This window comes from Acaryochloris sp. IP29b_bin.137 (assembly GCF_028285745.1).
Taxonomy (GTDB): domain Bacteria; phylum Cyanobacteriota; class Cyanobacteriia; order Thermosynechococcales; family Thermosynechococcaceae; genus Acaryochloris.
The window spans coordinates 17,532-40,178 of the sequence record NZ_JANQOP010000300.1 but is presented as its reverse complement, the minus strand read 5'-3'; the positions used below and the strand labels follow the sequence as shown (position 1 = coordinate 40,178).

The following is a 22,647-nucleotide window of genomic DNA, read 5'->3' as shown; positions in this document are numbered from 1 at the left end:
TACCGTCCTTAATGACAAGGTCGCGCCAGCTGTTTAGCCAAGATTGCCATTGCTCGTCGAGTTGTTGTGACGTTTTACCATAGAAGCTCTTTTTCAAGGCTGAGACATCCTCTGGTATGTGGGATAACTCCCGGAAGAAAATGGTGTAATCTACCTCTGAGTCAGTCATTAACTGCATTAATGTCTTAAACAGCTCTGGGGTAAATTCAGTCAAGCCCAGTTTGGCTGCCCACATTTTTTGGACTTGTTGTTGCATGGCTTCTGCAAAGCCACGGCCTATTTGGTCAAACTGTTCTAATGCTTCAGCATCTTCTGCCAGTAGAGGTCTCACCGCTTTCCAAAACATATAATAATTCGCTTCTGCTGCGATGGGCTGATAGAAGAATGAAAATTGTTCGGCGCCACCGGTCCAAGGTTGAAACCAAGGGTCAAAAATTTCACAAAACCCAAAGGGTCCATAGTCGAGGGTAAAGCCACCAGCGGCGCAGTTGTCACTGTTAAAATTACCCTGGCAATAACCAACACGTAGCCAGTTGGCCACCAGTGACGTAAGACGCTGGCGAAATAGCTTAGCCAACTCAACCAGTTGATTTGTAAAACCAAGATTTTGACTAATGTCGCGTTTGTATTCTCGCTCAATTAAATGAGACACGATCATGCTCAACTCTTCTAATGCTCTTGGATGAGCATTGTTGCGAGCGCGGCGGGCAAATAACTCTAGCTGCCCCACGCGCAAAAACGAGGGTGCAACGCGAGTTGAAATGGCCACAGGATCGTCCACCAAAATATCAGGGTCAGTGGAGTAGGAGTTTTGTGAATACCAAGGCCGCTTAACAGTCTCAGATTTAGAAACATACAGGGTCAAAGCACGCGATGTTGGCACACCTAAAGCCTGCATATATTCTTGTGCTAGAAACTCACGCACACTTGAACGGAGTACTGCGCGGCCGTCACCACCACGGCAATATGGTGTTGGGCCACCTCCCTTCAGTTGCATTTCCCAGCGTTGGCCATTGATGATTCCTTCAAACACAGATATCGCCCGACCATCGCCATAACCATTACCCGTACCAAATGGACATTGTTGGATATATTCGGTGCCAAGAATCGATAGGGCATAACCCGTCGCCCAGCCAACCTGACGCATAGGCTCATGGGCAGCAGTGATATCACCCGAAAATACATGGCGAAATTTTTCATTCAGCGCCAGCTCATTGCTTAACCCAAGTTCCTTAAAAAAAGTGCTGCTGTGAGCTACATATTCTGGTTCTGCAAGCGGCTTGGGTGTCACAGGTACGAAATGACCAGAAAAAACCTGGCGGGCACGATGATCATCTCCATCGACCGTGGCATCAGGATCGGCATTTAAGGTGTCCATCAGAGAATAATCCGCCAATTGAACAAATTCATCGAAGGTCGTTACGCAGGGCTCAGCAGACGGTTTAGCTGGATATGACATTGTTGCTAGTGCTGTTATGGTCGGGAAAGGTTTATGTTTAATTTTAGACCTTGTAGAGTTATGACAACGATTAACCAAATGAAAGAGCATGGAGCTGAAAGGCAATGGCAATATATGCTCTAGCTTGCAGTGCTACCAAATCCTGAATATTATGAGGACAAAAGAATATAAAAAGAGGTTTATTTGGGGAAGATCATCCTTTTTGAGGGTTTAAGAAATTTGGACCGTATGATAGACGAGTATTATTAGCTTCAACAAATAGACGAGTATTATTAGCTTCAACAAATAGATTGGATCAGGATTGGTAATTACTATCTTTAAAGATGCTCTTGGATAAGGCTTTTAGATGTTTTTCTCTTACCTAAGTTGGAATGGTTACGCTTGTAAACAAGAAATTGAGCTTTGAATCCCCTTAAGCTATGAAGCAACCCAAAATTTGTCCTGTCATTTCCCCTCGTATAAGGCGTCGGGCTTTTCTCTCGATGGTGGGGGCAATGGTCAGCACAGTCGCCAGCGGTCGCCTTTGGAGTCCTGCCGCCCATGCCTACGAGGTGACACTCTCACCAACGAACCCCAGGCTGGGCGATACCATCTCGGTCGTGATCTCTAGCGCTTCAACGGCTGGCACTGCCCCAGTTGTTTCCGTCAACGGCACCAACTATCCCAGCTTTCAGGTATCCGGCAATCGTTATCGGGCATTGATTCCCACTAGTCCACTAGATACCCCTGGACAGCTAACATTGAATGTTTCTGGCTCAGACGTATCGCGTCACCTAACCGTAAACCTGGCAGGTCGCTCCTTCGCCACCCAGCGCATTTGGCTCCCCTCGGGCAGCAGCGACTTGGGGACCGATCACGAATTTGACCGCGTCGACAAATTCAAGCGCATCGTCACCCCAAAGCGTTATTGGAAAGGCGCGCTGGCCCGCCCTAGCCAGGGCTATGTCAGTACTGAATTTGGTGTCCGGCGATATTACAACGGCGTGTTTGCTAAAGACTATTACCACCGAGGCGTAGATTACGCTGCCGCCACTGGGTCGCCCGTAGTCTCCCCAGCGGCAGGTTATGTCCGGCTAGTGGGAAGAGTGGTTGACGGCTTCGAACTCCACGGAAACACCATCGGTATCGATCACGGTCAGGGCGTGTTGAGCATTATGATTCACCTAAGCCGCATAGACGTTGCTGAAGGAGACTTTGTCACCGCAGGGCAGCGGATCGGTGGTGTTGGCTCAACGGGAGCATCAACCGGCCCGCACCTGCACTGGGGTCTTTACCTGCATGGGGTAGCAGTTGATCCAGTTCCCTGGCGTTTTAAAGGTGTTGAGTAGTCATCAAAACCCTGCATCAATTACCAAAGTTCAGAACCGCTTGCCTCCCCAAATCACTCGGCCAATAATCTGAAACTCCTCTGTCAACTGAGATAAATCCACCTCAATCGGTTGATAGATGGGATTATCACTAATAATCTTCAAAACCTTTCCTGATAGCCAATGCAGACGTTTAATTTGCAGATGCCCATCCCAGCGCAACACATAACCCCCATCCGGACCCCCTTCAGCTTGGTGCTGATCCACCAGCACCACATCCCCAGGTCGCAGGGTTGGTTCCATCGAATCTCCACTGACATGAATCAAACTCAACTGAGCTGGACTAGTGCGTAATTCACTGCGAATCCAGGATCGACTAAACGCGATCAGCTCCTCGATTTGCTCCTTATCTTCAGCAATCATGCCTTCCCCAGCCCTTGCTCGAGCATCATAAAGGGGGATTTGGACATAGGTGCCATCACCACCAATCTCCCCATCCGACCGCCGAATAGGTCCTCGGCCCAACACTAGCCATTTAATATTGACCTCAAGTTTTTTAGCCAATAGCTCCAGATAGTTTCAACGTCTGCTTTGAAATCTGGCGGGCGACGTCCTATCAGCATCTTGGTCAGCTTTTCTGTGAGTGTCACAAATCTCGCCCGGTTAGTTTTAGTAGCCTTACGAACCCCACGACTGAGTGTTTCGCCGATCGACCGTGGAACAATCTTCTGAAAGGTGTTTCCATCTCAGCCCCATGGCTTCACCTATACGGCAACCTTGTCCCAAATAGGATCTACGTAATCAGAGTAGTGGTAATAGTAGCGATCAGTTCTGAAGGCAAGAATAATAGCCCCGATCTCTTCACAGGTGAACGGTTTCGGCATTTGTTTTGGCGGAATTTTTATTCTGGAGACTAAATCTCTCCAGGGGTTGTCTGATAAAACGTCTCTTCGTAGTGCCTAAGCCCAGCAAGCCTTAACCAGAGTAAGTCGTTCTTTAGCAGTAATGGGAGCTAGTTTCTGCGCAAGCCAATCAGTGAACTGTTTAGCCTCTCGCTCTGAAATAGCGCTGGCAGGTTTATCCTTAAAATATCTTCTCAGGTAGGTTTGCGCTGCATTGTACTTTTCTAGCGATCGCTGATACAACTCTGCAGCTTTGTAATCCGTGTACTGTTGGGAAAGTGCCACTGCTGTAATTTGCTTCTTTTTGGAAACAGACTGAGGCTTATACTTTTTCAGACTAGGATCGGAGTTATCGCTGGCCATGTCCAGCTCAGTCTGGCGGGCCTTTTGCTCAGCAACCATCCGGTTCACCGTGGAATCTGGCAATCCAATATAGAGGTAGTAGCGTTTGCCAAGATAGCTCCAAACTAGCCTTAAACGCTCTTTGAAGACTTGCACGACAACAGTCCCCTTGGCTGCCTTTCTCCGCGTTGGTTTCGATTAGGATACGAATTGAGATTGTGAGTTCATCTCAATCGGGTTCTCAATATCTTCTAAAATCCTTACCATATAACGTTTTTATCAATAATTCAGTATCTCGATTTTATCCCAATTATTGACCTAAGCACCCCTAAAATGCCCCAAACTGCCCCGCTTATTGAGAATAGGCAGAGCCGGAAATCAAGGAGTTTAAAGCAACAAAACCCCCTACCAAAGGAGGTTTGAATAGAATCGGAGCGGCGGGATTTGAACCCACGACCCCCACTACCCCAAAGTGGTGCGCTACCAAGCTGCGCTACGCCCCGTTTTGCTTTACAAGCCTAACATAAAACCCTGATTAAAAGACCTCGATTGTTTGGATAGCCCCTACCAATTCAGCAGTGCTTTCCACCGACCACTGCCCTTCCGCTCGGCGACCGCTTAAGAGGATAAAACTGAGATTAAACTGCTGAGGATAGCCCCTCACCTCCACCCAAATCAAATCACTACTCGCCTCACAGGCAATGGTTTCCTCCACCATCAATTGATCTTGTAATTGCGCGACTGAATCGATTAATTGCAAGAGTAGACGTCGAAAATCAACAAACTCCGTTGCAGTCAGCTCTACCGCCCATTGATTTGTCCCCAATAGGGCGGGAAAGGTCGCGCTAGGCTGCCATCCTAATCGCCAACCTTTGCCCTCTTTGAGCTGTCGATCCATTCCTCACCATTAAAATGAGAGCTTTTGAGCCTCACCCGTGGGCTTACGAGCGGGGGTCGTTGACTGGGGAGAGCTTGATTTTGGCGGTGCTTGGGGCCGTAAGAGATCTGCACTCCCTGAACTAGGTAAAGGAATGATTTTCGGTCGGGTGATCGGCTCTGGCTCTGGATTAGCGGGCTTTGCCGATTCCGGCTGGGATTTCTCTGCTGACGGCGCTGCCTGTTGTTGTGGGGCTTGACTGGCGTAGAGATCGCTGAGGATTTGAGTTAGAGCGAGTCGCTGTTTACGGGTTAACTGGCGAATCAACTTGCGATCGCCCTCCATTGCACTCTCTTTTAGAAACGCATGCCCTGGATATTGTTCTTCTCGCAGGTTTTCGTAGAGCCCTAGATAGTCTGCTAAGGTGATTTTCCAGTCAAACCGATACTGGGGAGATCGCCCTTTAACCAGCGTGTGATACTGGATAAACCGACTGACTAGGGTACTGTTCGTAGCCGGTTTATTCCCCTTCTTGCGTTGATATTGATTTTCCTTGGGTAACTCTGGCAATTGGGAGTATACTGCATCGGCCGCAATCTTAGGATTGATTCTCTGGGCTATCGCTGGTTGAGCAACCATCCAGCCGCACACAGCCAAGGATGCACAAATCAATGCCCGATTGGAATGCTGAATTAGAGTCTGCTGAGCGCTCACTCGCCAATAATCTCCGGTTGCGTTAGTTCATCCGACATTTCAATAATGGCCTGCATCACAGATTTCATGCCTGCATCATCAAAATCTTCTAAGTTCTCACGCCGACGACGCTTCTTGGCCCGATTCGCAACTTGCACCGTAATGCGATAGCGATTGGAAGACGCACTAATTAATTCTTCGGCTCGCCGCATAATGTGCGTTGTGTCGATGGTGGGGCGCTTAGACATAAGGTTTCTCTAGAATTTGCTGATTACCAGTTTAGCAACAATGCTCTCGTTCAGAGTGGAGTAGGTCGCAAACCCTGAGTCCGGGGACTGATTGATTGTAGGATATGCAAAGCATCCTTAAGGCCTGCACGTTATTTTGATGTGGCAGTGGCTTACATGCTTCACCTTTGACCCGGCTCAAGTTGTCACTTATCCCATTAGCCTGACCGGATCAGTCCTTTAACTGACCCTCTTCTACTCGACCCCTTCCTATGACCTTCACTGTCACCATTAATGAGACCCATCGTCAGCAAACCGCTCAACTAGATGTCCCCCCCCGTCTGCTCATGGGACCCGGGCCATCGAATGCCCATCCTCGAGTCTTGCAAGCCTTGGGGATGCGCCAAGTCGGTCACTTAGATCCCTGTTTTATCGAGCTGATGAATGAGGTCCAGTCTCTGCTCAAATATGCTTGGCAGACGGAGAATCCAACCACGATACCGGTGAGCGCCACGGGTAGCGCAGCGATGGAAGCTACATTGGCGAATACCGTCGAACCGGGAGATGTAATCTTAGTGGGGGTAAATGGGTATTTCGGCCATCGGATGATGGATATGGCCGGACGTTATGGGGCGGATGTGCGTCGCATTGACAAACCCTGGGGAGAGGTCTTTTCCCTGGATGAATTAAAAGCGGGGCTAGAAGAGCATCGTCCCAAGATTTTGGGGCTGGTTCATGCTGAGACGTCCACCGGAGCCTGTCAGCCCTTAGATGGGGTGGGCAACCTATGCCGGGAATATAATTGTTTGCTGTTGGCAGATACAGTCACCAGTTTGGGTGGCTTACCCCTATTTTTGGATGCATGGGGGGTGGATATGGCCTATAGCGGTAGCCAAAAATGTTTGAGCTGCCCACCGGGAATTAGCCCTTTCACGTTGGGACCCCGAGCGGTCGAGAAGCTCAACAACCGACAGAATAAGGTACCCAACTGGTATTTGGATATGTCGATGGTGGGTAAATATTGGGGGTCAGAGCGGACTTATCACCATACGGCTCCGATTAATATGATCTATGGGTTTCGGGAAGCCCTCCGCCTGATTGCCGAAGAAGGGCTAGCCGAACGCTGGGCTCGGCATCAGTCCAATGCTGAGCTGCTCTGGGAAGGGCTAGCTGAAATCGGACTAGAGTGTTATGTGGAGCGTCAGCATCGATTGCCTTCCCTGATTACGGTGCGTATCCCAGAGGGGGTAGATGGCAAAGCGGTTACTCAGCAATTCCTGAAGAATTTCAATATTGAGATCGGCAATGGTTTAGGCGAGCTGGCGGGCAAAGCTTGGCGAATTGGCCTGATGGGCTTTAATAGCCGTCCTGAAAACGTCCGTATGATTTTAGATGCCTTTAAGCAAACCTTGAAACGCTAGTTTACGGGGTCACAGCGGATTTCGAGTAAGAATCCATCGGGGTCATAGAAGTAGATGCCGCGCCCGGTGGGTCGGGTGACTGGGCCTTGTGCGATCGCAACTTGATTCGCACGCAAAACCTGCACGGCTTCGTCAAAGGCGCCTGGGGCAATATCAAAAGCGAGATGATTGGCGCGGGTAAACTGCTGCTCTGGGTCTGGATGCGGAGGGGATAAATCAGGCTCCCAAAATAAATCCAACACCCACCCATCGGGAGTAATAAAGTTACTAATTCGCTCCTGTTTTACGAGTTCTACTAAGGTTTCTGGGACTTCAGATCCCGTCAACTCATGTAAGCCCAAAATGTTGCCATAAAAATGGCGCGAGGCTTGCAGATCTTTCACATTCAAGGCAAAGTGATGGGTTTTACGCAGCTTGCCTTTGGCTAATGTATTCATCTCTCCAACCCCTAAGCAGGTAGAACTGCCTGTAGCACCCGTAATGTATTTCCTCCCATAATCTTACCAATCTCCTCAGTGGAGAATCCCTCTGCTTGTAAGGCCGCAGTCAGCAGGGGTAATCCGGTGACATCAAAGGGGGCATGAACGGCCCCATCAAAGTCTGACCCTAAACTGACATGATCCACCCCGACTAAATCCGCCACGTAGCGAATCGCTTGGGCAATCGCCTGGGCATCATCGCCGCACACTGCCCTTGGCCAAAACCCGATGCCAATCACGCCCCCAGTATTCGCAATCGCCTTAATTTGACGATCAGAGAGATTGCGGACATTATCACAAGTCCCCTTCACACCCGTATGGGAGACCACCACAGGTTGGCGACTAAGCGCCACCACCTCATTGATTACTTGGGATGAAGAGTGGGCTAAGTCTAACAGCATATGTTTTTCCTGAGCCTGCAGCACCACTTGTCGCCCCAGTGGGGTTAAGCCGCCTTGCTGGCTGCCGTGCGCCGATCCTCCCACTTCAGTATCAAAGAAATGAGCTAAACCCAGCATTCTAAATCCGGCTTGATACAGCCGCTCAACATTCTCTAGTCGGCCTTCTAGGGCATGGGCACCTTCCAGTCCCAAAATACCCGCCGTTAATTGAGGCTGTTGTTTTCGGTCACGAATAAAGCGCTGTAGGTCTGATTGGGTTTCGATTAAGCGGAATTGTGCCTGAGACTGGGCGAGCGTATGGAGCTGTTGCCCCTGATGTAACGCTCTGGCCAGCAAACTATGCCAGGTCGCCAACGGCCATCCCTGGACTACCGCCAACTTAATAATGTCATCAGAATCGGGGGTATTTCCCTCTAGCTTGAGGTTGCTAGGAACTTGGGTAACAACGGTAAATATTTGGAGGGCCACATTGGCGGTTTGCAACCGAGGGAGGTCAATATGTCCTTGTTGATGGCGCTGGCTTAAATCTCTACCCCATAGCAATGAATCGGCATGGAGGTCGGCAACCCATAAGCGATCATGCACTTCGGCAGCTTCTGCAGGAACCGAGTAGGGGGGCAGGGTGAGGACGGGGTTTAAGCGTTTGTCTACAAAAGTCGGTAATTGAGCAAAGATAAGGTAAAGTGCGATCGCAAATCCAATCACACCTAATATTACCCATCGCTTAATCGGTTTACTGAAGCGTTGCCGACGTCTTGACATGGTCGAAGCAGGCTCAACACCCTCAATCCTAACTTGCTGACACGAATGATTCTTTTTACTTTGGCCTTTCTGTAACAATGAATCGCGGTCGTATTACCTTCACTCTTTTGCTGCTTAGCCTACTAACGGCCGGAGGACTGTCCATTCAGCTGTGGCGAGAGCATCGACGGATCCATGTTTTGACTTTGGCCACGGCCAGTCCATCTGGTGAATATTATGCCTTTGGTCAAGCGTTAGCCAAAGTCGTGGCCCGCCATTACCCTCATATCCAAATTAAGGTCATCACGACAGCAGGATCGGCGCGAAATTTAAAGTTGATTGATCATGACACGGCCCAATTGGCGCTGATCCAAGGCGATTCCCCGGTGCAAGCATCTGCCCAAGCCGTGGCGAACCTGTTCCCGGAGGTGGGTCATGTTCTGGTCAATACCCAGTCAGGGATTGAAACGATGGCCGATCTGCAGGGGAAACAGGTTGGTTTACCCCCAAAGGGGAGTGGGGCATATCAACTGTTTATGCCCATTGCTCAACATTACGGAATCCAGACCGAACAACTACAGCCATCACCCTCCACAGCAGACGCCTACACCCAATTACAAAAGGGGGAGGTGGATGCTTTATTCCAAGTTATTCGGCCAGGCAGTACGGCCCTCAAGCAGGTATTGCGTTCCCCAACGATCCGTTTGCTGCCGATTCGGCAAACGGATGCTCTACGGTTAACCTATCCCTATTTGGAATCAGCCTCTATCCCGATCGGCACTTACAATGGCATCCTGCCCGTTCCCGATCAAGCCATAAAAACTATCGCCGTTCGCGCCCTTCTGATTGCTCAGCACCAAGTTAGAGATGATGTCATCTACGCCATCACTCGGGTTCTCCAAAAACACAAAATGGAATTGGTCAATCAATACCCTCCCGCTTACAATATTGAACCCCCTCAATCTCAGGAATTCTTAGGTTGGCCCCTGCATCCAGGCGCAGAGCAGTACTACAACAAAAACCAACCCAGCTTTTGGGTCCAATATGCCGAATTACTCGGTTTATTTCTGTCTCTGGGGGTATTGGGGATCTCGGGTATGTGGCAACTTCGCCTTTGGCTTATTGGTCGGCAGAAAAATCGAGCAGACATGTACAATCTCCAACTGCTCGATCTAATCAAGACCATTCAGTCAACCCATGACCTTGAACAGTTAAATCAAGCCAGGCAGCGTTTATTAAACATATTGGAAGCCGTTGTCATTGATTTAGATAAAGATCGTATTTCTCCCGAATCATTTCAATCCTTTACCATGCCTTGGGATGTGGCGATCACTACATTGCGGCACAGAGAGACGATTCTGCTAAATTCAAAATCCCCATAATATCGATGGGGCTATGGTCTTCATCATTATTGTTGTGCTTAAAGCTCACGATATTCAGGGCAATGGCCCATTGATCAGCAAGGAGGGACAGGGTATCGCTAAGCAGTTGTCCTAACTCTCTGCTTTGAGGACCTTTCTGTAAACGATCTTGTCATCTCCTGCCGCATAGAACTCACGAATGCGGGCTTCCGCTTCGTAACCACATTGGCGATAAAACGTTTGTGTACGCTTAAAACTGGGCAATCCTGATGTTTCGACCAGGAGTTGACGAACGCCTTGAGCGGTCAAGACTTGCTCAACATAATGCACAAGGGCGGTGCCTCGTCCCTGTCCCTGATGTTCGGGATGAACGGCAAGAAAGAGCAGATTCCAGGTTCCGGTCGTCATCCGCTCTGAGGCACAGTAGGCAACCCCTACAGGACCCTGATCGTCATCGGTAAACCAAAACTGCTCGCGATTGCCATTAAACGTATCCACCAGCATTTCGCTTAGAACCTCCAGTTCGTCTGACTGGAATCCAATCGCCTTAGCGATGGCTAGAATGGCGGTTGTATCCTCGGGTTGAGTGGGTCGAATCATGGCAAATTTCCATTTGGATTCAGGTAAAAGCAGCTTATAAGGCTGATGATGATGGCTTCTCGCCAAGTTCAATAACATCAAACGATACGAGATCTCCCCAGTGGGCAATCCACTTGTCAAATAAAGCTGGATCAGAGGTCTCCATCAGTTGAAAACATCGATTCCCTTCAGCTTCCAGCCAGCTATCTAAATATTGGAGGCCAGGCGGTAGAAGACGACCTTTCTGATGAAATCGCTCATATGCAAGGGTTCGACAATTGGGCTTGAACGTTTCAATCACCATAAATTTTGGCATCATCAGTACCTCATTTTGCTTCCCACGAAATAGGATTTCAAGTCTGCCCTTGGATTTGGCTGGCTTCCCAACCCAGAATTGCGGCTTTGCGATCGCATCCCCATCGATAGCCCCCCATTTCCCCTGATCCACGAATCACCCGATGACAAGGAATCAGATAGGCAACCGGGTTGCAACCCACTGCATTGCCGATTGCCCGTGCAGCCGTGGGTTTGCCAATGGCAGTGGCTAAGGCTTGGTAAGTGGTCAGTCCCCCAAAGGGAATGTTCAATAGGGCTTGCCACACCTGAATCTGAAAATTGGTGCCTTTGAGATAGAGGGTTAACGGGGTGGATGCAGCGGCATGGAAGATCTGATCACAGATCTCACCCGTTGCCCCCTGATCCTGAAGGATTGAGGCTTGAGGCCAGGCCAGACGGAGGGGAAGCAGCACCGTTTCCTCATCGGTAGTGTCCACAAAATGGATGTTGCAAATCCCCCGGCCCGTTAGGGCAATTAGGCAATGGCCAAAAGGCGTTTGATGCACGCCATAACGGATCTGTAAACCCGCCCCCCCTGCTCGATATTCGCCAGGGGACATCGCTTCCAGGGTGACAAATAGATCGTGCAAACGTCCAGGGCTAGAAAGTCCCACCGTCTCAGTTAGGTCCAGCAGATTTGGGGTATCGGCAATCCTAGACTTTGCATAGGCCAAGGTGAGGTATTGGAGAAAGCGCTTGGGGCTAATGCCTGCCCATTGGGTAAACAACCGTTGGAAGTGATATTCACTCAGATTGACGTGCTGGGCGATGGTCGACAAGTTGGGCTGTTCGAGGTGATGCTGCCGGATAAAGGCGATCGCTTTGGCGATGCGATCGTAGGTGTCAACTTCACTGGTAAGGGTTTCTGGAGAGGGCATAGGACCACATTATGATTCAGGGATGCTCCTCTACGGTATCGAGAGGGAGGCGTAAATACCACCCGTTTCTTGCGGATCTAAAATCTCCAGTCAATCCCTCGACCAGATGCCACAACGCTACGGCTGGGTCTGCACCCACAACTACCCTGATAGAAAGCCCCCGCTTTGGTCAGGATGCTTGTACACTGCAGGTAGAATGCGTCATTCAGACCTAACAAATCTATGGTTCACACATTGATCTCCCTCGTCTTAGTGGGGTTATTCTCTTTGGGGAATGGGGGTCTGTCCTCCCCCCTGACAAGTCCTTCCCTGGGCGCGTTACCCGGAGCAGCAGGCTTGTTCGCGGGCACACCGCCTGAGTTAGGCGTTCGCGACGGTCAACTCTCCCCCTGCCCAGAGTCCCCCAACTGTGTAGTGAGTCAAAATGCAGATGCGGATCATGCGATCGCACCCCTGTCTTATAGCAGCGATCGAGAGACGGCCCGGGCGACGGTGTTAAAAGTATTAACGGTTGTCCCGCGCACCCAAGTGATTGAGCAAACCGCCGACTATATCCGATTTGCATCCAGCAGTCGCCTGTTGGGATTTGTGGATGACGGCGAGTTTTATTTCCCTGCAGATGAAAATCTGATTCAGATGCGCTCTGCCTCGCGCTTAGGAGAATCTGACCTGGGCATCAATCGTAGGCGCATGGAACAAATTCGACTGGCCCTTCGAGACTTAGGTGCATAGACGTGATCAGGCTATTGCGGTATTGTCTATCGCTAGTTTGCTGTGCCCTGCTGCTAACGGGCTGTAATCTGCCCCAAGTGACGGCAGAAGCCCGTATTTTCTTGAATCTGTCTTTGGATTATTTGGGGGAGTACTCGCTCCATCAAACGGAGTTTGACGGAACTCACGTCGGTGGCATTTCAGCAATTACCTATGATCGAAAGCGCGATCGCATCTATGCCTTGTCTGACGATCGGGCTCAACCTCGGTTCTACACCTTGAACCTAAAATTAGATCAAGGCAACCCCGAACGTCCCCAGATTGAAACCCTTGCAATCGAAGCGGTCACCTTCCTCCAAAACGAACAAGCCCAGCCCTATGCGACTGATCGACTTGATCCAGAAGGATTAGCCTTAACACCTCAAGACACGCTGTGGGTGAGCAGTGAAGGGGTCTCCCGACGCCAAAGTCCACCAGCTCTGATCGAATTTGATCTGCAGGGTCAATGGCAGCAGCAGTTGACCTTACCCCAGCAATTTTTGCCCATCCCTACCACTGAGGACAATCCCGAACCGCCCCCCCACGGCGTTGATGATAATCGGGGGTTTGAAGCCTTAACCTTGAATCCAGAAGGCGATCGCATCTTTACCGCCATTGAAGCGCCCTTACAGCAAGATTACCCGGAAGCCCAGACTGAAGGGGAAACTCAACTTTATAATCGTCTCCTCCACTATTGGATCGGCGAACCTCAGCCTCAATTCTTAGCCAATTATCTCTATCCTTTGAAGCCAGCCGATCTGCTTAAGGGGATTAACGGTCTCACAGAACTTTTGACCGTAGACAGTGGTGGCCATTTTCTTAGTCTTGAGCGCTCCTATAGCCCCATCACCGGATTCAGAACTGAACTCTTCCAAATCACGACTGCCCTAGCGAGAGATACCTCAAAACTTGATCCGCTGCCCGACGATCTCACGGGCATTACACCTATCCAAAAACAACTGCTTCTCGATCTAAAACAGCTCAAAATTCCTGGCAGCAACTTAGAAGGCATGATGTGGGGGCCACCATTGGCCGACGGTAGCCAATCCCTGATCGTCGTCAGCGACAACAATTTTGAATCGAGTCAACCCACCCAATTCTTGCTGTTCCGCCTGCGCCAAGATCGACAGCTCGTGTCCTAAATTCTATTCGTTAACCGTGACTTCAGCGGCGGGCAAAGTCCCAATCCGGCCAAAGGGAAGAAAACGGAAGACCGCTCGTCCCACTAAATCTGCATGGGCCACTAATCCCCAACAGCGGCCATCGTAGCTATTGCCCCGGTTATCCCCTAGAACGAGGTAATGCTTATCTGGAATTGTGCGGGGCTTATCCAGAAAGACGGGAACGGGCGGCTCAATGGGCGTGCTATCGATATCTGCAGTGACAAAATTATTGCGGCAATGCTCGGCACTAGGACTACTGGTAACCCCCTCGGCGGTGTAGTTTTCTTTAATCGGCTGATGGTTGACCCACACAATCCCATTTTTTATCTCAACCCGGTCGCCGGGAATACCAATTATCCGTTTAATAAATGCTTCTTGAAAGTTAGCTCGCTTTAAGGACTCTGTTGGGTTAAACACGACGATATCGCCTCGTTCTGGATCGCGAAAGCGGTAGGTGACTTTGTCGATAATTAAGCGATCGTGAATTTGCAATGTCGGCTCCATCGACCCTGACGGAATAAACCGAGCTTCTGCCACAAAGGTGCGAATACCAAACGCTAACAGTAAACTGAGGCCAACCGTCTTGGCTGCTTCCACCCACCAAGATTCTTCTGGTTGTTTCGATTGTTGCAGCTCAGGCGGTTGGGGTTGCGTCATAGAGGTTGAACGGTGCAGGCCTTGAACGATAGGGATAGGAGTGGAAATGCCTTACGAATCAGTTTTCCCAGTAAATTGAGTTATAACACAATCCCGCCGGGTCAACTCTGGTGCCCAATCAACAACTGTTCCATTGCAGGACTCCCACCCCCTAGACTGGCCAGGAGCGACAGACGGCTTGTCCGAACAACTGGAAGTCAAGAACGAGATGCAATATAGGAAAGTCGCCCATCCAGGGGACTCAGGGTGTCGCTTCCCACACAACATTGATTCTGAGACAATAGACAGTTGAGAAAGATTGATGGTTCCATGCCGAGTTTGATCCAGCCCTGGTGTAATCGTTGCCTTCTCTGACGTCCGAATCCGAATCTAATAAAGAAGAGACCCCATGTCTGACAATCGCAACAGTCAAGCTGTTACCCAAGGCGTTCAACGAGCCCCCAACCGAGCTATGCTTCGGGCTGTGGGCTTTGGTGATGATGATTTTACCAAGCCGATTGTCGGACTCGCCAACGGCTTCAGTACGATTACCCCCTGCAATATGGGCATAGACGCCCTAGCCACTCGGGCCGAGGCTCGGATCAGAACGGCAGGAGCCATGCCTCAGAAGTTCGGCACCATCACTATCAGCGACGGTATTTCCATGGGCACAGAAGGGATGAAATATTCCTTGGTCTCCCGGGAAGTGATTGCAGACTCCATCGAAACCGCCTGTATGGGCCAGAGTATGGATGGGGTGTTAGCCATTGGCGGCTGTGATAAAAATATGCCGGGTGCTATGCTCGCCATGGCCCGAATGAATATTCCTGCCATCTTTGTCTACGGCGGTACGATCAAACCGGGTCATTTGAACGGTAAAGACCTCACCGTCGTCAGCGCCTTTGAAGCCGTTGGGGAGTACAGTGCGGGACGGATTGATAAAGCACAGTTAACGGCAGTGGAGAAACATGCCTGCCCCGGTGCTGGATCTTGCGGCGGCATGTATACAGCCAATACCATGTCGTCTGCCTTTGAAGCCATGGGCATGAGCCTGATGTATTCCTCGACGATGGCAGCGGAAGATGAGGAAAAAGCCGAAAGTGCAGAGCAGTCGGCGGCGGTTTTAGTGGAGGCGATTCGCCAGCAAATCTTACCCCGCGATATTCTGACCCGCAAAGCCTTTGAAAATGCCATTTCTGTGATCATGGCTGTCGGTGGCTCGACTAATGCCGTCCTTCACTTACTAGCTATTTCTCGTGCGGCGGGAGATCCCCTCACCCTCGATGACTTTGAAACCATCCGGGCCAAAGTCCCGGTGATCTGCGATCTCAAACCGTCGGGACGCTACGTTGCCACGGATCTCCACAAGGCGGGTGGTATTCCTTTGGTAATGAAAATGTTGTTGGAGCAGGGTCTCCTCCACGGTGATGCCCTAACGATCACGGGTAAAACCGTGGCTGAGCAGTTGGCGGATGTGCCATCAGAGCCGTCCCCCAATCAGGATGTGATTCGGCCTTGGGACAATCCCATGTATAAACAAGGCCACCTCGCTATACTCCGGGGTAACCTGGCCACGGAAGGAGCGGTTGCCAAAATCACGGGCATTAAAAATCCTCAAATTACGGGTCCAGCCCGCGTGTTTGAATCGGAAGAGGCTTGCTTGGATGCGATTTTGGCAGGTAAAATTCAGGCCAATGATATCATCGTAGTGCGGTATGAAGGGCCGAAGGGCGGCCCTGGGATGCGAGAGATGCTAGCACCCACATCTGCGATTATTGGCGCAGGTTTGGGGAACTCAGTGGGATTGATTACGGATGGCCGCTTTTCCGGTGGAACTTACGGCATGGTGGTCGGGCATGTAGCCCCGGAAGCTGCGGTGGGGGGAACGATTGCCCTGGTGCAGGAGGGGGATATGATTACGATTGATGCCCATGCCCGAAAGTTGGAGGTACATGTGTCTGATCAGGAACTGGAGACGCGGAAGGCTAAGTGGGAAAAACCTCAGCCTCTATATATCAAAGGAGTTTTGGCGAAATATGCCAAGCTGGTATCGTCTAGTAGTATTGGCGCAGTAACTGATTTTGACATCTTCTAAAGTCAAGTTTTAGTTACTCACTATTAAAGGCAGTAGTTAGGAGAGGAGAAGTACTCCTCTCCTAACTAGAAAGGTAAGACAATTAAAATCACCTAGGGGCTAAGGCTTTCTCTAACTTCAAGCGTTCGCTGGGGTCGGCAAAAAATGGTAATGCTTTTCCGGAGACAAACCATGCAACACCAAATGCGCCGAGGCCAATTGCTTCACCCCAATATATCAATCTCAGCCTAGCTACCAATTCAACTGGAAGAGCAAAATTTGCAATAGCCATACCCAGCATGCAAATTATCATCACTATTCCGCAAATTAGATAAAGAGTGTTCCGACGACTTTGTTTATTGCTAATTTCCCCTTTAAATTTTTTTCTAAATGGTCCTAGACAGAAATAAGCCAAAATTGAAAAGAGGATGGCTGCAGAGATGTAGTGCAGAGTGGATATAAAGCCTGCTTCACATTTCTCACAAGCAGTTGGGAAAATAGCAATACCAATGGCAGCAAAGGCTGCGATTTTACTAGCCACTAATTGTTTTCGCGTATGGCCATTGTAGGCTAATAAAAAACTACCGACAATAAAGAGTAATCCTACAAACCAATCACGACCTTCTGTATAGTATGAGGCACTAATAGATGCAAGTGTCTGTGAGGAGAAGAAACTAACAACAATAGGTAACAAGCAGGCTATTAAACCAATTATTAGTCTAAGGGTTCTATAGTCAAAAATGTTGTTTTTTGTTGTTATTGTTGTCGATTTGAGTTTTGTTGATCTTTCTGCCATGTCAGACCTCATAAAAATGTTTCTTTTTCAACAAAAGAGGTAAAAATATGTAGATTAAAAAAATCTCATCATATAGCAATGTAAACTTATTTATGGAAGCAAAATCTTTGTCTATGCCAATTTAGGTAGAAAATAATTTTCGCAACTCATTTCAGTTTCTATATCCATAAAATTTACGAATTAATAGAATAAATAAACTGGAGATAAATAGTTATTTGATATTAAATATTATACCTTTCTAATTATTGAGATTTAGAGGATTATTTAATTCATTCTGTAATCTAAAAATAATTACAAATAGTTTTTTTAGTGTCTATTTTTAATATAGTTAATATAAAAAAATATTTTTGATTTTCTAATTTCTAAAGTCATATATCACAACAGTTATTCCATTCCCAAATTTGATGCCATCTCAGAGTTAACAAATTGTATGGCAAACTTAAATCTTGAACTAGCGCTACAGTGATGTAAGAATTATTCCATTTGAAATTTATAAGTAATACTAAAACTAATATTAAGACTATCTGAATTCCCTGCAAGGGGCTTCTATATGCTGTGAAGCTCCTATTGGAGTTGGTGCTATAAGGTTCAAATACTCTGTTAGTTGAAATTGAGTCTTACAAAATGGAATTGTTCCAGCCGATTCATTTGGTTCTAGTGAGTATTTACCTCTAGCTTCTTGAGAGACAATTGGAAAATTCTGGCCAATCCCTAATGGTGTTGGGATGATAAATGAATTTGTCAATAATAGACTTTCATGAAATACATTTTGATTACCTCTAGAGAAGCTAAATAGATCACCAAGTCCTGGAATTCCACCAAATATAGCATGCCATAGGTGGCCTATAACTGGAATACGAAACCGTCCTCCATCTAATGTTGCTTGGTGTGTAAAGGTTGAAAGGTCAAAAAAGTCTACAGCTTGAGTGTAAACAGTAGTAATTACCTCTTGCACACCCACTCTTGAAATTTGTGGTTTCGAACTTCCATTATCACCAGTTGGAGTAAATTTTGGATCAGCAACTATTAAATGTAGATTTAGTTCAGCTGAAGTGAGATTACGGAGTATACCAGGTGTAACGGTCAAGCTAGTTCCTGTTTGTGCTTCAACAGGTTTAATTCTTTGTTCAGTTAATGCAACCGCAAGCCCTAATAGTTGAGATGCTGGTACACCAGAATTAGTGAGTGCAGCAGCGTTTGGTAGCCCCAAAGCTTCTGGTACAAGCCCTTGAAGACTTTTAGCTCTTGTCAATAATTCATGAGCATCTTGTGATTCGGCAACTTGAAAAACATTATTAGATTTGGAGTTAATAAATGTTGAAACTCCGTTCAAACTAGAGACTGTATTTCTACCGACTTGTGCGAAAGTCACTTTTTTTGTCTTACGAACTACTTTTTGAATCTTAGCTAGCGTTGGTCTAGTATAGAATTCGCTAATGTCTTTCTGGATTACATTAGACATATCTTGTAATTCGGTATTAACAGCATCGGCAGTCTTTGACAGTCTTTCAAAATTAAAAGAGTCTGGATTTGAAACGAAGTTTGCATACTGAAAAGCAAATTCTAAGATAGCTTTCCGTCTTTTTAGTGCTAGCTTAAGAACTAGATTTTCTCCTTGTGCTGTCTTTCTTGGATTTAATTTCCATGCTACTTTGCATTTTTCCTTATCTGTCTTTATCGATTTAATTTGATGTTCTGGTGGACATTGAAAGGTAAATCCACGGGAATGCAGAAATCTATTAAATGGATAATATCCTGCTTCTTGAGCATCAGCAAAATATTGCTGATATTTTGGATTATTCTGAAGCTCGTTGAATTTTTCGTATAGTTCTTCGTAGTATGTGACAGGATCTTTAACAAAATTCCCAATAACAATGACATCTAGTAGTGATAATCTGCGGGAAGGGTCTAAGAATTCTTCATATCCAATTGCTTCCACTACAGACAAAAAACCATTCTCAAAATTGGAATGGTCCTCTAATTTATCAACAGTGAATTGTTGCAACAAACTGAAAGAATCTCGAATAAATTGTTGTGTTTGGTCTATTTCTCCACGCACTTTAGTCATTGCTTCAGCTAATTTTTCTGGCTTGTTGCTTGAGACTTGTATACCCCATAACTGTAAATTAATGCCAGTAAGGGGGAGATCAAGAGCGGTAATCAATCTGTGAGTTCTATCGATATATTCTTGTGTGCCGTATAGTAATATGACGTTTCCACCTCCACGCCCTACTCCTGCGTTAGCTGCCGGTGCATTTAAAGGTAGCTCCGTGGCACAACCTTTAAGTTTTTTAATAGGAAGCTTATTCAATATAGAAATAATATTATTAGCATTTCGATAGTAGAACAACTCAACTCTTTTACTTTTCAGTTTTTTGGGATCTAATTCTAAATTGTTGCAATCTGTTTCTGATTGAGAATTAGTAGTAGATGCTAAAGGTTTTGGCGTTGTATCTCCATCTGGTTTAGAGTTAGCTGGCCTTGAAGTTGTTACCTCTTGTTCTGCAGTTACAAAATCTTCTCCATCAACTGCATATGTGGATGAGTTTGCTCCTAGACAAGTAATTGTGCTAAGTAAGATAGAAATAGTGATTGATTTATAATTCATATGACTCACCTTGGCTTTCACTTTATTTCAGACGACAAACTTAAAAATAAAATTTAATGTACTGAGAAAATCCTAAACTTAAATCATATTCAATATCTCATGAGTACTAATAGGTATAAATAAGGTATTTAGTCTATTTTTTTTGAGATAAAATTTTGTTCTTGTGATTCTCGAAAACTTCAATATTTTTCCGTAATAGCTCTATATGAATTTATAATTTTTCAATTATTCCAGTACGCCATTTAGAAATTGATAGAACTTTTACATAAAGGTACAACTTAGTTTCGCTATATGACAGTGTTAAAAAGTGACTTATTTAACATGAAGATATATTTAGAAAAATGGCTCGAAAAAATGTCTGCATGGATTAGGGGATTCGTTCTACTATCAGATTGAATTTTCTTTGGCACTCAAAGAAATATCTCACTACTATCAATTTTGCATAAATCTGATACTAAGAACTGATAGTTAGTACAGAAGGATGTGATCTTAATTACATCTGGTCTTGTTGGAATACTCTACTTGTGCAGACAACAACGAATGACTATTGAGGATGCCTTAGCCTTAATTGATACAGCTCTTGATCCCTCTCACTTCAAGAACCTCCACCAAGATATCTTTCGCTTATCCTGGGAGGGCAAATCATACCAAGAAATAGCTGAAACCTGCGGCTATGACACCGATTACGTCAGACATGTTGGCTATCAACTCTGGCAAAAGTTATCTCAAGCCTTGAAACAAAAAGTGACAAAAAGGAACCTACATGTTGTGTTCCGTCGCCTAGAACAGAAAAATCAAACCTCAGGTCATGAGGTAGAAGAGATGGCTAGTCTTTTCCCCATATCTCAACAAGCCAAGAGCAATATCAACGCTTACTCTACGAAAGTTGAACTTGTCTCAGATCAAACAGCCTGTCTACTTCCATGGTCTGATGCCCGCAACCATCTCTATTCCAATCAGGGTCAACTCTTTATAGGTCGCCAACAGGAACAGAAAAACTTGATCCAGTGGCTAACTCACACAGCACAAAGTATTGAACGCAAACACCCAACCCAACTCATTAGTCTTCTAGGAATGGCGGGTATTGGCAAAACCTCTCTAGTTCAACAAGTTATTCACCACCTACAAGATCAATCCCAAAAGGTCATCTGGCGTTCCCTTCGCAATGCGCCAAACTTCGCCGACACCTTTGCCAACATCATTAAAACAGATGAGCAAAACCCTTCAGCATGGTTCACTCACATTGATGCCCGAATCGAAATGCTGATGCAATATTTCCGCCACCATCGGTGTTTATTGGTTTTGGATAATTTTGAAACCATCTTGCAACCGGGACAAATGGGAGGAAGCTATCGACCTAATCATCAAGCGTATGGTCAACTCCTCCGCCACTTAATGGATTCTCCCCATCAAAGTTGTGTCATCCTGACCAGTCGAGAACAACCGATTGGCATTAACTTGCGCAATCACCCCACCGTGCAAACCCTTTATTTACAAGGACTATCTTCATTAGAGACTCATTCGCTCTTAAACCAGCAAGCGGTAGAAGCAACCCAAACAGATGCGGCAACCTTACACACCTACTATGGTGGCAATCCTTACGCCCTGAAAGTGGCCGCTACCAACGTCACATCTCTATTTCATCGCCAAGTTTCTAAGTGGATAGACCAAGGTAACTTCGTATTTGGCACCATCCAGCAACTTCTGAATCAACAGCTCCAACGGCTAGCGCTTTCTGAACAGCAAATCGTTAACTGTATTGCGTCAGAGACAGGCACCGTCACCTTAGATCAACTTTATGAAGCACTAGTCCTCAAAGATCTCATTTCAACAGTCGATTTCTTGCCTGCCTTGCAATCTCTCCAGAGTCGCTCCTTATTATGCAACCAGGAAGATGGTCTGCGACTATTGCCTTATCTCCGTGAGTATTTGCGTTGTTACCAGCCTCCTAGTTGCGCAGTGGCAACTTCAACACTGGCCGAGTTAACCTCCTCTCAATCTAAACTGTATCCTCTTCAGAGCTATGCCAGATTAAATTATTTATTAAGTGCCAATCGTTGAATTAAAACAAGATTCCATCAAGTCAGAGGTGATATTCCCAACCAAGGGTAATGATGCTGAGCCTATAGCAAAGCGTGGGATTGGGTGCTACGCTATCACACAGATCAAATTTAATCAGGATTCAGCTCATCGCTAAACTCCATCGCTGAATCCATGTCACCAATTCTTCTGGTAGCGGTTGGCGTTGGCGATTAATGGGATTAATGCACACATGCCGAATCGTCGCTTTGGCAATCAGTCGTTCCCCTTTATTCACTGCCGTAATGTTGTAGCGAACCTCAAACTCATCCTCTGCCAGTTGATGGGTGCTGAGTTGAAGCATTAACTGATCGCCACAAAAGCTAGGTTTTAGAAAATCAATATCCGCATGGACAATCGGGGTAGCAATATCAGGATTACTGAAAAAGGTGCGAATATCCATCCCCGCTCCCATCAGTGAATCTTCAAAGGCTTCGTGGCAGATATCCAGTGCGCTGGTGAAATAGACTACTCCTGCGGCATCGGTATCTTGGAGACGGACGGTGCGAGTGTACATGGGCGATTGCATAATACTGAA

22 protein-coding genes and 1 tRNA gene are annotated in these 22,647 nt (G+C 47.1%); 7 read left to right on the top strand and 16 right to left on the bottom strand.

Annotation, left to right across the window (positions count from 1 at the left end; all coding sequences use genetic code 11):
* A partial coding sequence (locus Q0991_RS21075) for a protein adenylyltransferase SelO family protein (protein WP_299492256.1) occupies window positions 1-1,459 on the bottom strand: 1,459 nt, incomplete at its 3' end.
* A gap of 482 nt (window positions 1,460-1,941) precedes the next feature.
* Here Q0991_RS21075 and Q0991_RS21070 point away from each other — a divergent pair.
* Window positions 1,942-2,787 carry a M23 family metallopeptidase gene (locus tag Q0991_RS21070; RefSeq protein ID WP_366525031.1) on the top strand — a complete coding sequence of 282 codons (846 nt, stop codon included), beginning with the start codon at window positions 1,942-1,944 and terminating at the stop codon, window positions 2,785-2,787.
* 30 nt (window positions 2,788-2,817) lie between these two features.
* Here the strand turns inward: Q0991_RS21070 and Q0991_RS21065 are convergent, their stop codons facing one another.
* From Q0991_RS21065 to Q0991_RS21040, 6 genes are all read right to left on the bottom strand, one after another.
* Complete coding sequence (locus Q0991_RS21065) at window positions 2,818-3,330, bottom strand: S24 family peptidase (RefSeq protein ID WP_299492252.1); 513 nt, start codon at window positions 3,328-3,330, stop codon at window positions 2,818-2,820.
* A 395-nt stretch (window positions 3,331-3,725) separates the two neighbouring features.
* A complete protein-coding gene (locus Q0991_RS21060) occupies window positions 3,726-4,166 on the bottom strand; it encodes a DUF3596 domain-containing protein (RefSeq protein ID WP_299492250.1) in 441 nt (146 codons plus the stop codon).
* A 273-nt stretch (window positions 4,167-4,439) separates the two neighbouring features.
* Window positions 4,440-4,513 (bottom strand) — tRNA-Pro (locus Q0991_RS21055).
* 32 nt (window positions 4,514-4,545) lie between these two features.
* Window positions 4,546-4,908 carry a DUF1818 family protein gene (locus tag Q0991_RS21050; protein WP_299492248.1) on the bottom strand — a complete coding sequence of 121 codons (363 nt, stop codon included), beginning with the start codon at window positions 4,906-4,908 and terminating at the stop codon, window positions 4,546-4,548.
* Window positions 4,909-4,917: 9 nt separating this feature from the next.
* On the bottom strand, window positions 4,918-5,601 hold the full coding sequence (locus Q0991_RS21045) for a hypothetical protein (protein ID WP_299492246.1): 684 nt from the start codon (window positions 5,599-5,601) through the stop codon (window positions 4,918-4,920).
* Complete coding sequence (locus Q0991_RS21040; RefSeq protein WP_299492244.1) at window positions 5,598-5,828, bottom strand: DNA-directed RNA polymerase subunit omega; 231 nt, start codon at window positions 5,826-5,828, stop codon at window positions 5,598-5,600. The genes Q0991_RS21045 and Q0991_RS21040 overlap by 4 nt, the downstream gene beginning before the upstream one ends.
* 251 nt (window positions 5,829-6,079) lie before the next feature.
* Here Q0991_RS21040 and Q0991_RS21035 point away from each other — a divergent pair, with 251 nt between their 5' ends.
* Entirely contained in the window at window positions 6,080-7,228 is a 1,149-nt protein-coding gene (locus Q0991_RS21035; protein ID WP_299492242.1) for an alanine--glyoxylate aminotransferase family protein, read from the top strand.
* On the opposite strand, the gene Q0991_RS21030 is transcribed toward Q0991_RS21035, so the two are convergent.
* Window positions 7,225-7,665: a VOC family protein gene (locus Q0991_RS21030; protein WP_299492240.1), complete on the bottom strand. Its 441-nt coding sequence runs from the start codon at window positions 7,663-7,665 to the stop codon at window positions 7,225-7,227. The genes Q0991_RS21035 and Q0991_RS21030 overlap by 4 nt on opposite strands.
* 11 nt (window positions 7,666-7,676) lie before the next feature.
* A complete protein-coding gene (locus Q0991_RS21025) occupies window positions 7,677-8,870 on the bottom strand; it encodes a dipeptidase (protein WP_299492238.1) in 1,194 nt (397 codons plus the stop codon).
* A gap of 77 nt (window positions 8,871-8,947) precedes the next feature.
* Between Q0991_RS21025 and Q0991_RS21020 the strand changes: the two genes are divergently transcribed.
* Window positions 8,948-10,231, top strand: a complete 1,284-nt coding sequence (locus Q0991_RS21020; protein ID WP_299492236.1) for a TAXI family TRAP transporter solute-binding subunit — start codon at window positions 8,948-8,950, stop codon at window positions 10,229-10,231.
* A 111-nt stretch (window positions 10,232-10,342) separates the two neighbouring features.
* Here Q0991_RS21020 and Q0991_RS21015 read toward each other — a convergent pair whose 3' ends face one another.
* From Q0991_RS21015 to Q0991_RS21005, 3 genes are read right to left on the bottom strand one after another with little or no spacing between them, the layout of a single operon-like run.
* Complete coding sequence (locus Q0991_RS21015) at window positions 10,343-10,810, bottom strand: GNAT family N-acetyltransferase (protein ID WP_299492234.1); 468 nt, start codon at window positions 10,808-10,810, stop codon at window positions 10,343-10,345.
* A gap of 34 nt (window positions 10,811-10,844) precedes the next feature.
* A complete protein-coding gene (locus Q0991_RS21010) occupies window positions 10,845-11,108 on the bottom strand; it encodes a DUF3303 family protein (protein WP_299492232.1) in 264 nt (87 codons plus the stop codon).
* 34 nt (window positions 11,109-11,142) lie between these two features.
* Window positions 11,143-12,003: a methylated-DNA--[protein]-cysteine S-methyltransferase gene (locus tag Q0991_RS21005; RefSeq protein WP_299492230.1), complete on the bottom strand. Its 861-nt coding sequence runs from the start codon at window positions 12,001-12,003 to the stop codon at window positions 11,143-11,145.
* A gap of 222 nt (window positions 12,004-12,225) precedes the next feature.
* Between Q0991_RS21005 and Q0991_RS21000 the strand changes: the two genes are divergently transcribed.
* Together Q0991_RS21000 and Q0991_RS20995 are read left to right on the top strand one after the other, a co-directional pair.
* Window positions 12,226-12,735, top strand: a complete 510-nt coding sequence (locus tag Q0991_RS21000; protein ID WP_299492228.1) for a DUF1499 domain-containing protein — start codon at window positions 12,226-12,228, stop codon at window positions 12,733-12,735.
* 2 nt (window positions 12,736-12,737) lie between these two features.
* Complete coding sequence (locus Q0991_RS20995) at window positions 12,738-13,895, top strand: esterase-like activity of phytase family protein (RefSeq protein ID WP_299492226.1); 1,158 nt, start codon at window positions 12,738-12,740, stop codon at window positions 13,893-13,895.
* 3 nt (window positions 13,896-13,898) lie between these two features.
* Here the strand turns inward: Q0991_RS20995 and lepB are convergent, their stop codons facing one another.
* On the bottom strand, window positions 13,899-14,573 hold the full coding sequence (gene lepB, locus Q0991_RS20990; protein WP_299492224.1) for a signal peptidase I: 675 nt from the start codon (window positions 14,571-14,573) through the stop codon (window positions 13,899-13,901).
* Window positions 14,574-14,961: 388 nt separating this feature from the next.
* Between lepB and ilvD the strand changes: the two genes are divergently transcribed.
* Window positions 14,962-16,647 carry a dihydroxy-acid dehydratase gene (ilvD, locus tag Q0991_RS20985; protein ID WP_299492222.1) on the top strand — a complete coding sequence of 562 codons (1,686 nt, stop codon included), beginning with the start codon at window positions 14,962-14,964 and terminating at the stop codon, window positions 16,645-16,647.
* Window positions 16,648-16,735: 88 nt separating this feature from the next.
* On the opposite strand, the gene Q0991_RS20980 is transcribed toward ilvD, so the two are convergent.
* Both Q0991_RS20980 and Q0991_RS20975 read right to left on the bottom strand, forming a co-directional pair.
* Window positions 16,736-17,422 carry a hypothetical protein gene (locus Q0991_RS20980; protein ID WP_299492220.1) on the bottom strand — a complete coding sequence of 229 codons (687 nt, stop codon included), beginning with the start codon at window positions 17,420-17,422 and terminating at the stop codon, window positions 16,736-16,738.
* A 520-nt stretch (window positions 17,423-17,942) separates the two neighbouring features.
* A complete protein-coding gene (locus tag Q0991_RS20975) occupies window positions 17,943-20,051 on the bottom strand; it encodes a hypothetical protein (RefSeq protein ID WP_299492218.1) in 2,109 nt (702 codons plus the stop codon).
* A gap of 519 nt (window positions 20,052-20,570) precedes the next feature.
* Between Q0991_RS20975 and Q0991_RS20970 the strand changes: the two genes are divergently transcribed.
* Complete coding sequence (locus tag Q0991_RS20970; RefSeq protein ID WP_299492216.1) at window positions 20,571-22,091, top strand: NB-ARC domain-containing protein; 1,521 nt, start codon at window positions 20,571-20,573, stop codon at window positions 22,089-22,091.
* Window positions 22,092-22,212: 121 nt separating this feature from the next.
* Here Q0991_RS20970 and Q0991_RS20965 read toward each other — a convergent pair whose 3' ends face one another.
* On the bottom strand, window positions 22,213-22,626 hold the full coding sequence (locus Q0991_RS20965) for a thioesterase family protein (RefSeq protein WP_299492262.1): 414 nt from the start codon (window positions 22,624-22,626) through the stop codon (window positions 22,213-22,215).
* Between the last annotated feature and the right edge of the window lie 21 nt (window positions 22,627-22,647).

Coding starts and splice junctions, on each gene's coding strand:
- Q0991_RS21070 (WP_366525031.1), top strand. CDS start 1,942: ATGGTGGGGGCAATGGTCAGCACAGTCGCCAGCGGTCGCCTTTGGAGT.
- Q0991_RS21050 (WP_299492248.1), bottom strand. CDS start 4,908: ATGGATCGACAGCTCAAAGAGGGCAAAGGTTGGCGATTAGGATGGCAG.
- Q0991_RS21040 (WP_299492244.1), bottom strand. CDS start 5,828: ATGTCTAAGCGCCCCACCATCGACACAACGCACATTATGCGGCGAGCC.
- Q0991_RS21035 (WP_299492242.1), top strand. CDS start 6,080: ATGACCTTCACTGTCACCATTAATGAGACCCATCGTCAGCAAACCGCT.
- Q0991_RS21030 (WP_299492240.1), bottom strand. CDS start 7,665: ATGAATACATTAGCCAAAGGCAAGCTGCGTAAAACCCATCACTTTGCC.
- Q0991_RS21025 (WP_299492238.1), bottom strand. CDS start 8,870: ATGTCAAGACGTCGGCAACGCTTCAGTAAACCGATTAAGCGATGGGTA.
- Q0991_RS21020 (WP_299492236.1), top strand. CDS start 8,948: ATGAATCGCGGTCGTATTACCTTCACTCTTTTGCTGCTTAGCCTACTA.
- Q0991_RS21015 (WP_299492234.1), bottom strand. CDS start 10,810: ATGATTCGACCCACTCAACCCGAGGATACAACCGCCATTCTAGCCATC.
- Q0991_RS21010 (WP_299492232.1), bottom strand. CDS start 11,108: ATGATGCCAAAATTTATGGTGATTGAAACGTTCAAGCCCAATTGTCGA.
- Q0991_RS21005 (WP_299492230.1), bottom strand. CDS start 12,003: ATGCCCTCTCCAGAAACCCTTACCAGTGAAGTTGACACCTACGATCGC.
- Q0991_RS21000 (WP_299492228.1), top strand. CDS start 12,226: ATGGTTCACACATTGATCTCCCTCGTCTTAGTGGGGTTATTCTCTTTG.
- lepB (WP_299492224.1), bottom strand. CDS start 14,573: ATGACGCAACCCCAACCGCCTGAGCTGCAACAATCGAAACAACCAGAA.
- ilvD (WP_299492222.1), top strand. CDS start 14,962: ATGTCTGACAATCGCAACAGTCAAGCTGTTACCCAAGGCGTTCAACGA.
- Q0991_RS20980 (WP_299492220.1), bottom strand. CDS start 17,422: ATGGCAGAAAGATCAACAAAACTCAAATCGACAACAATAACAACAAAA.
- Q0991_RS20970 (WP_299492216.1), top strand. CDS start 20,571: ATGACTATTGAGGATGCCTTAGCCTTAATTGATACAGCTCTTGATCCC.
- Q0991_RS20965 (WP_299492262.1), bottom strand. CDS start 22,626: ATGTACACTCGCACCGTCCGTCTCCAAGATACCGATGCCGCAGGAGTA.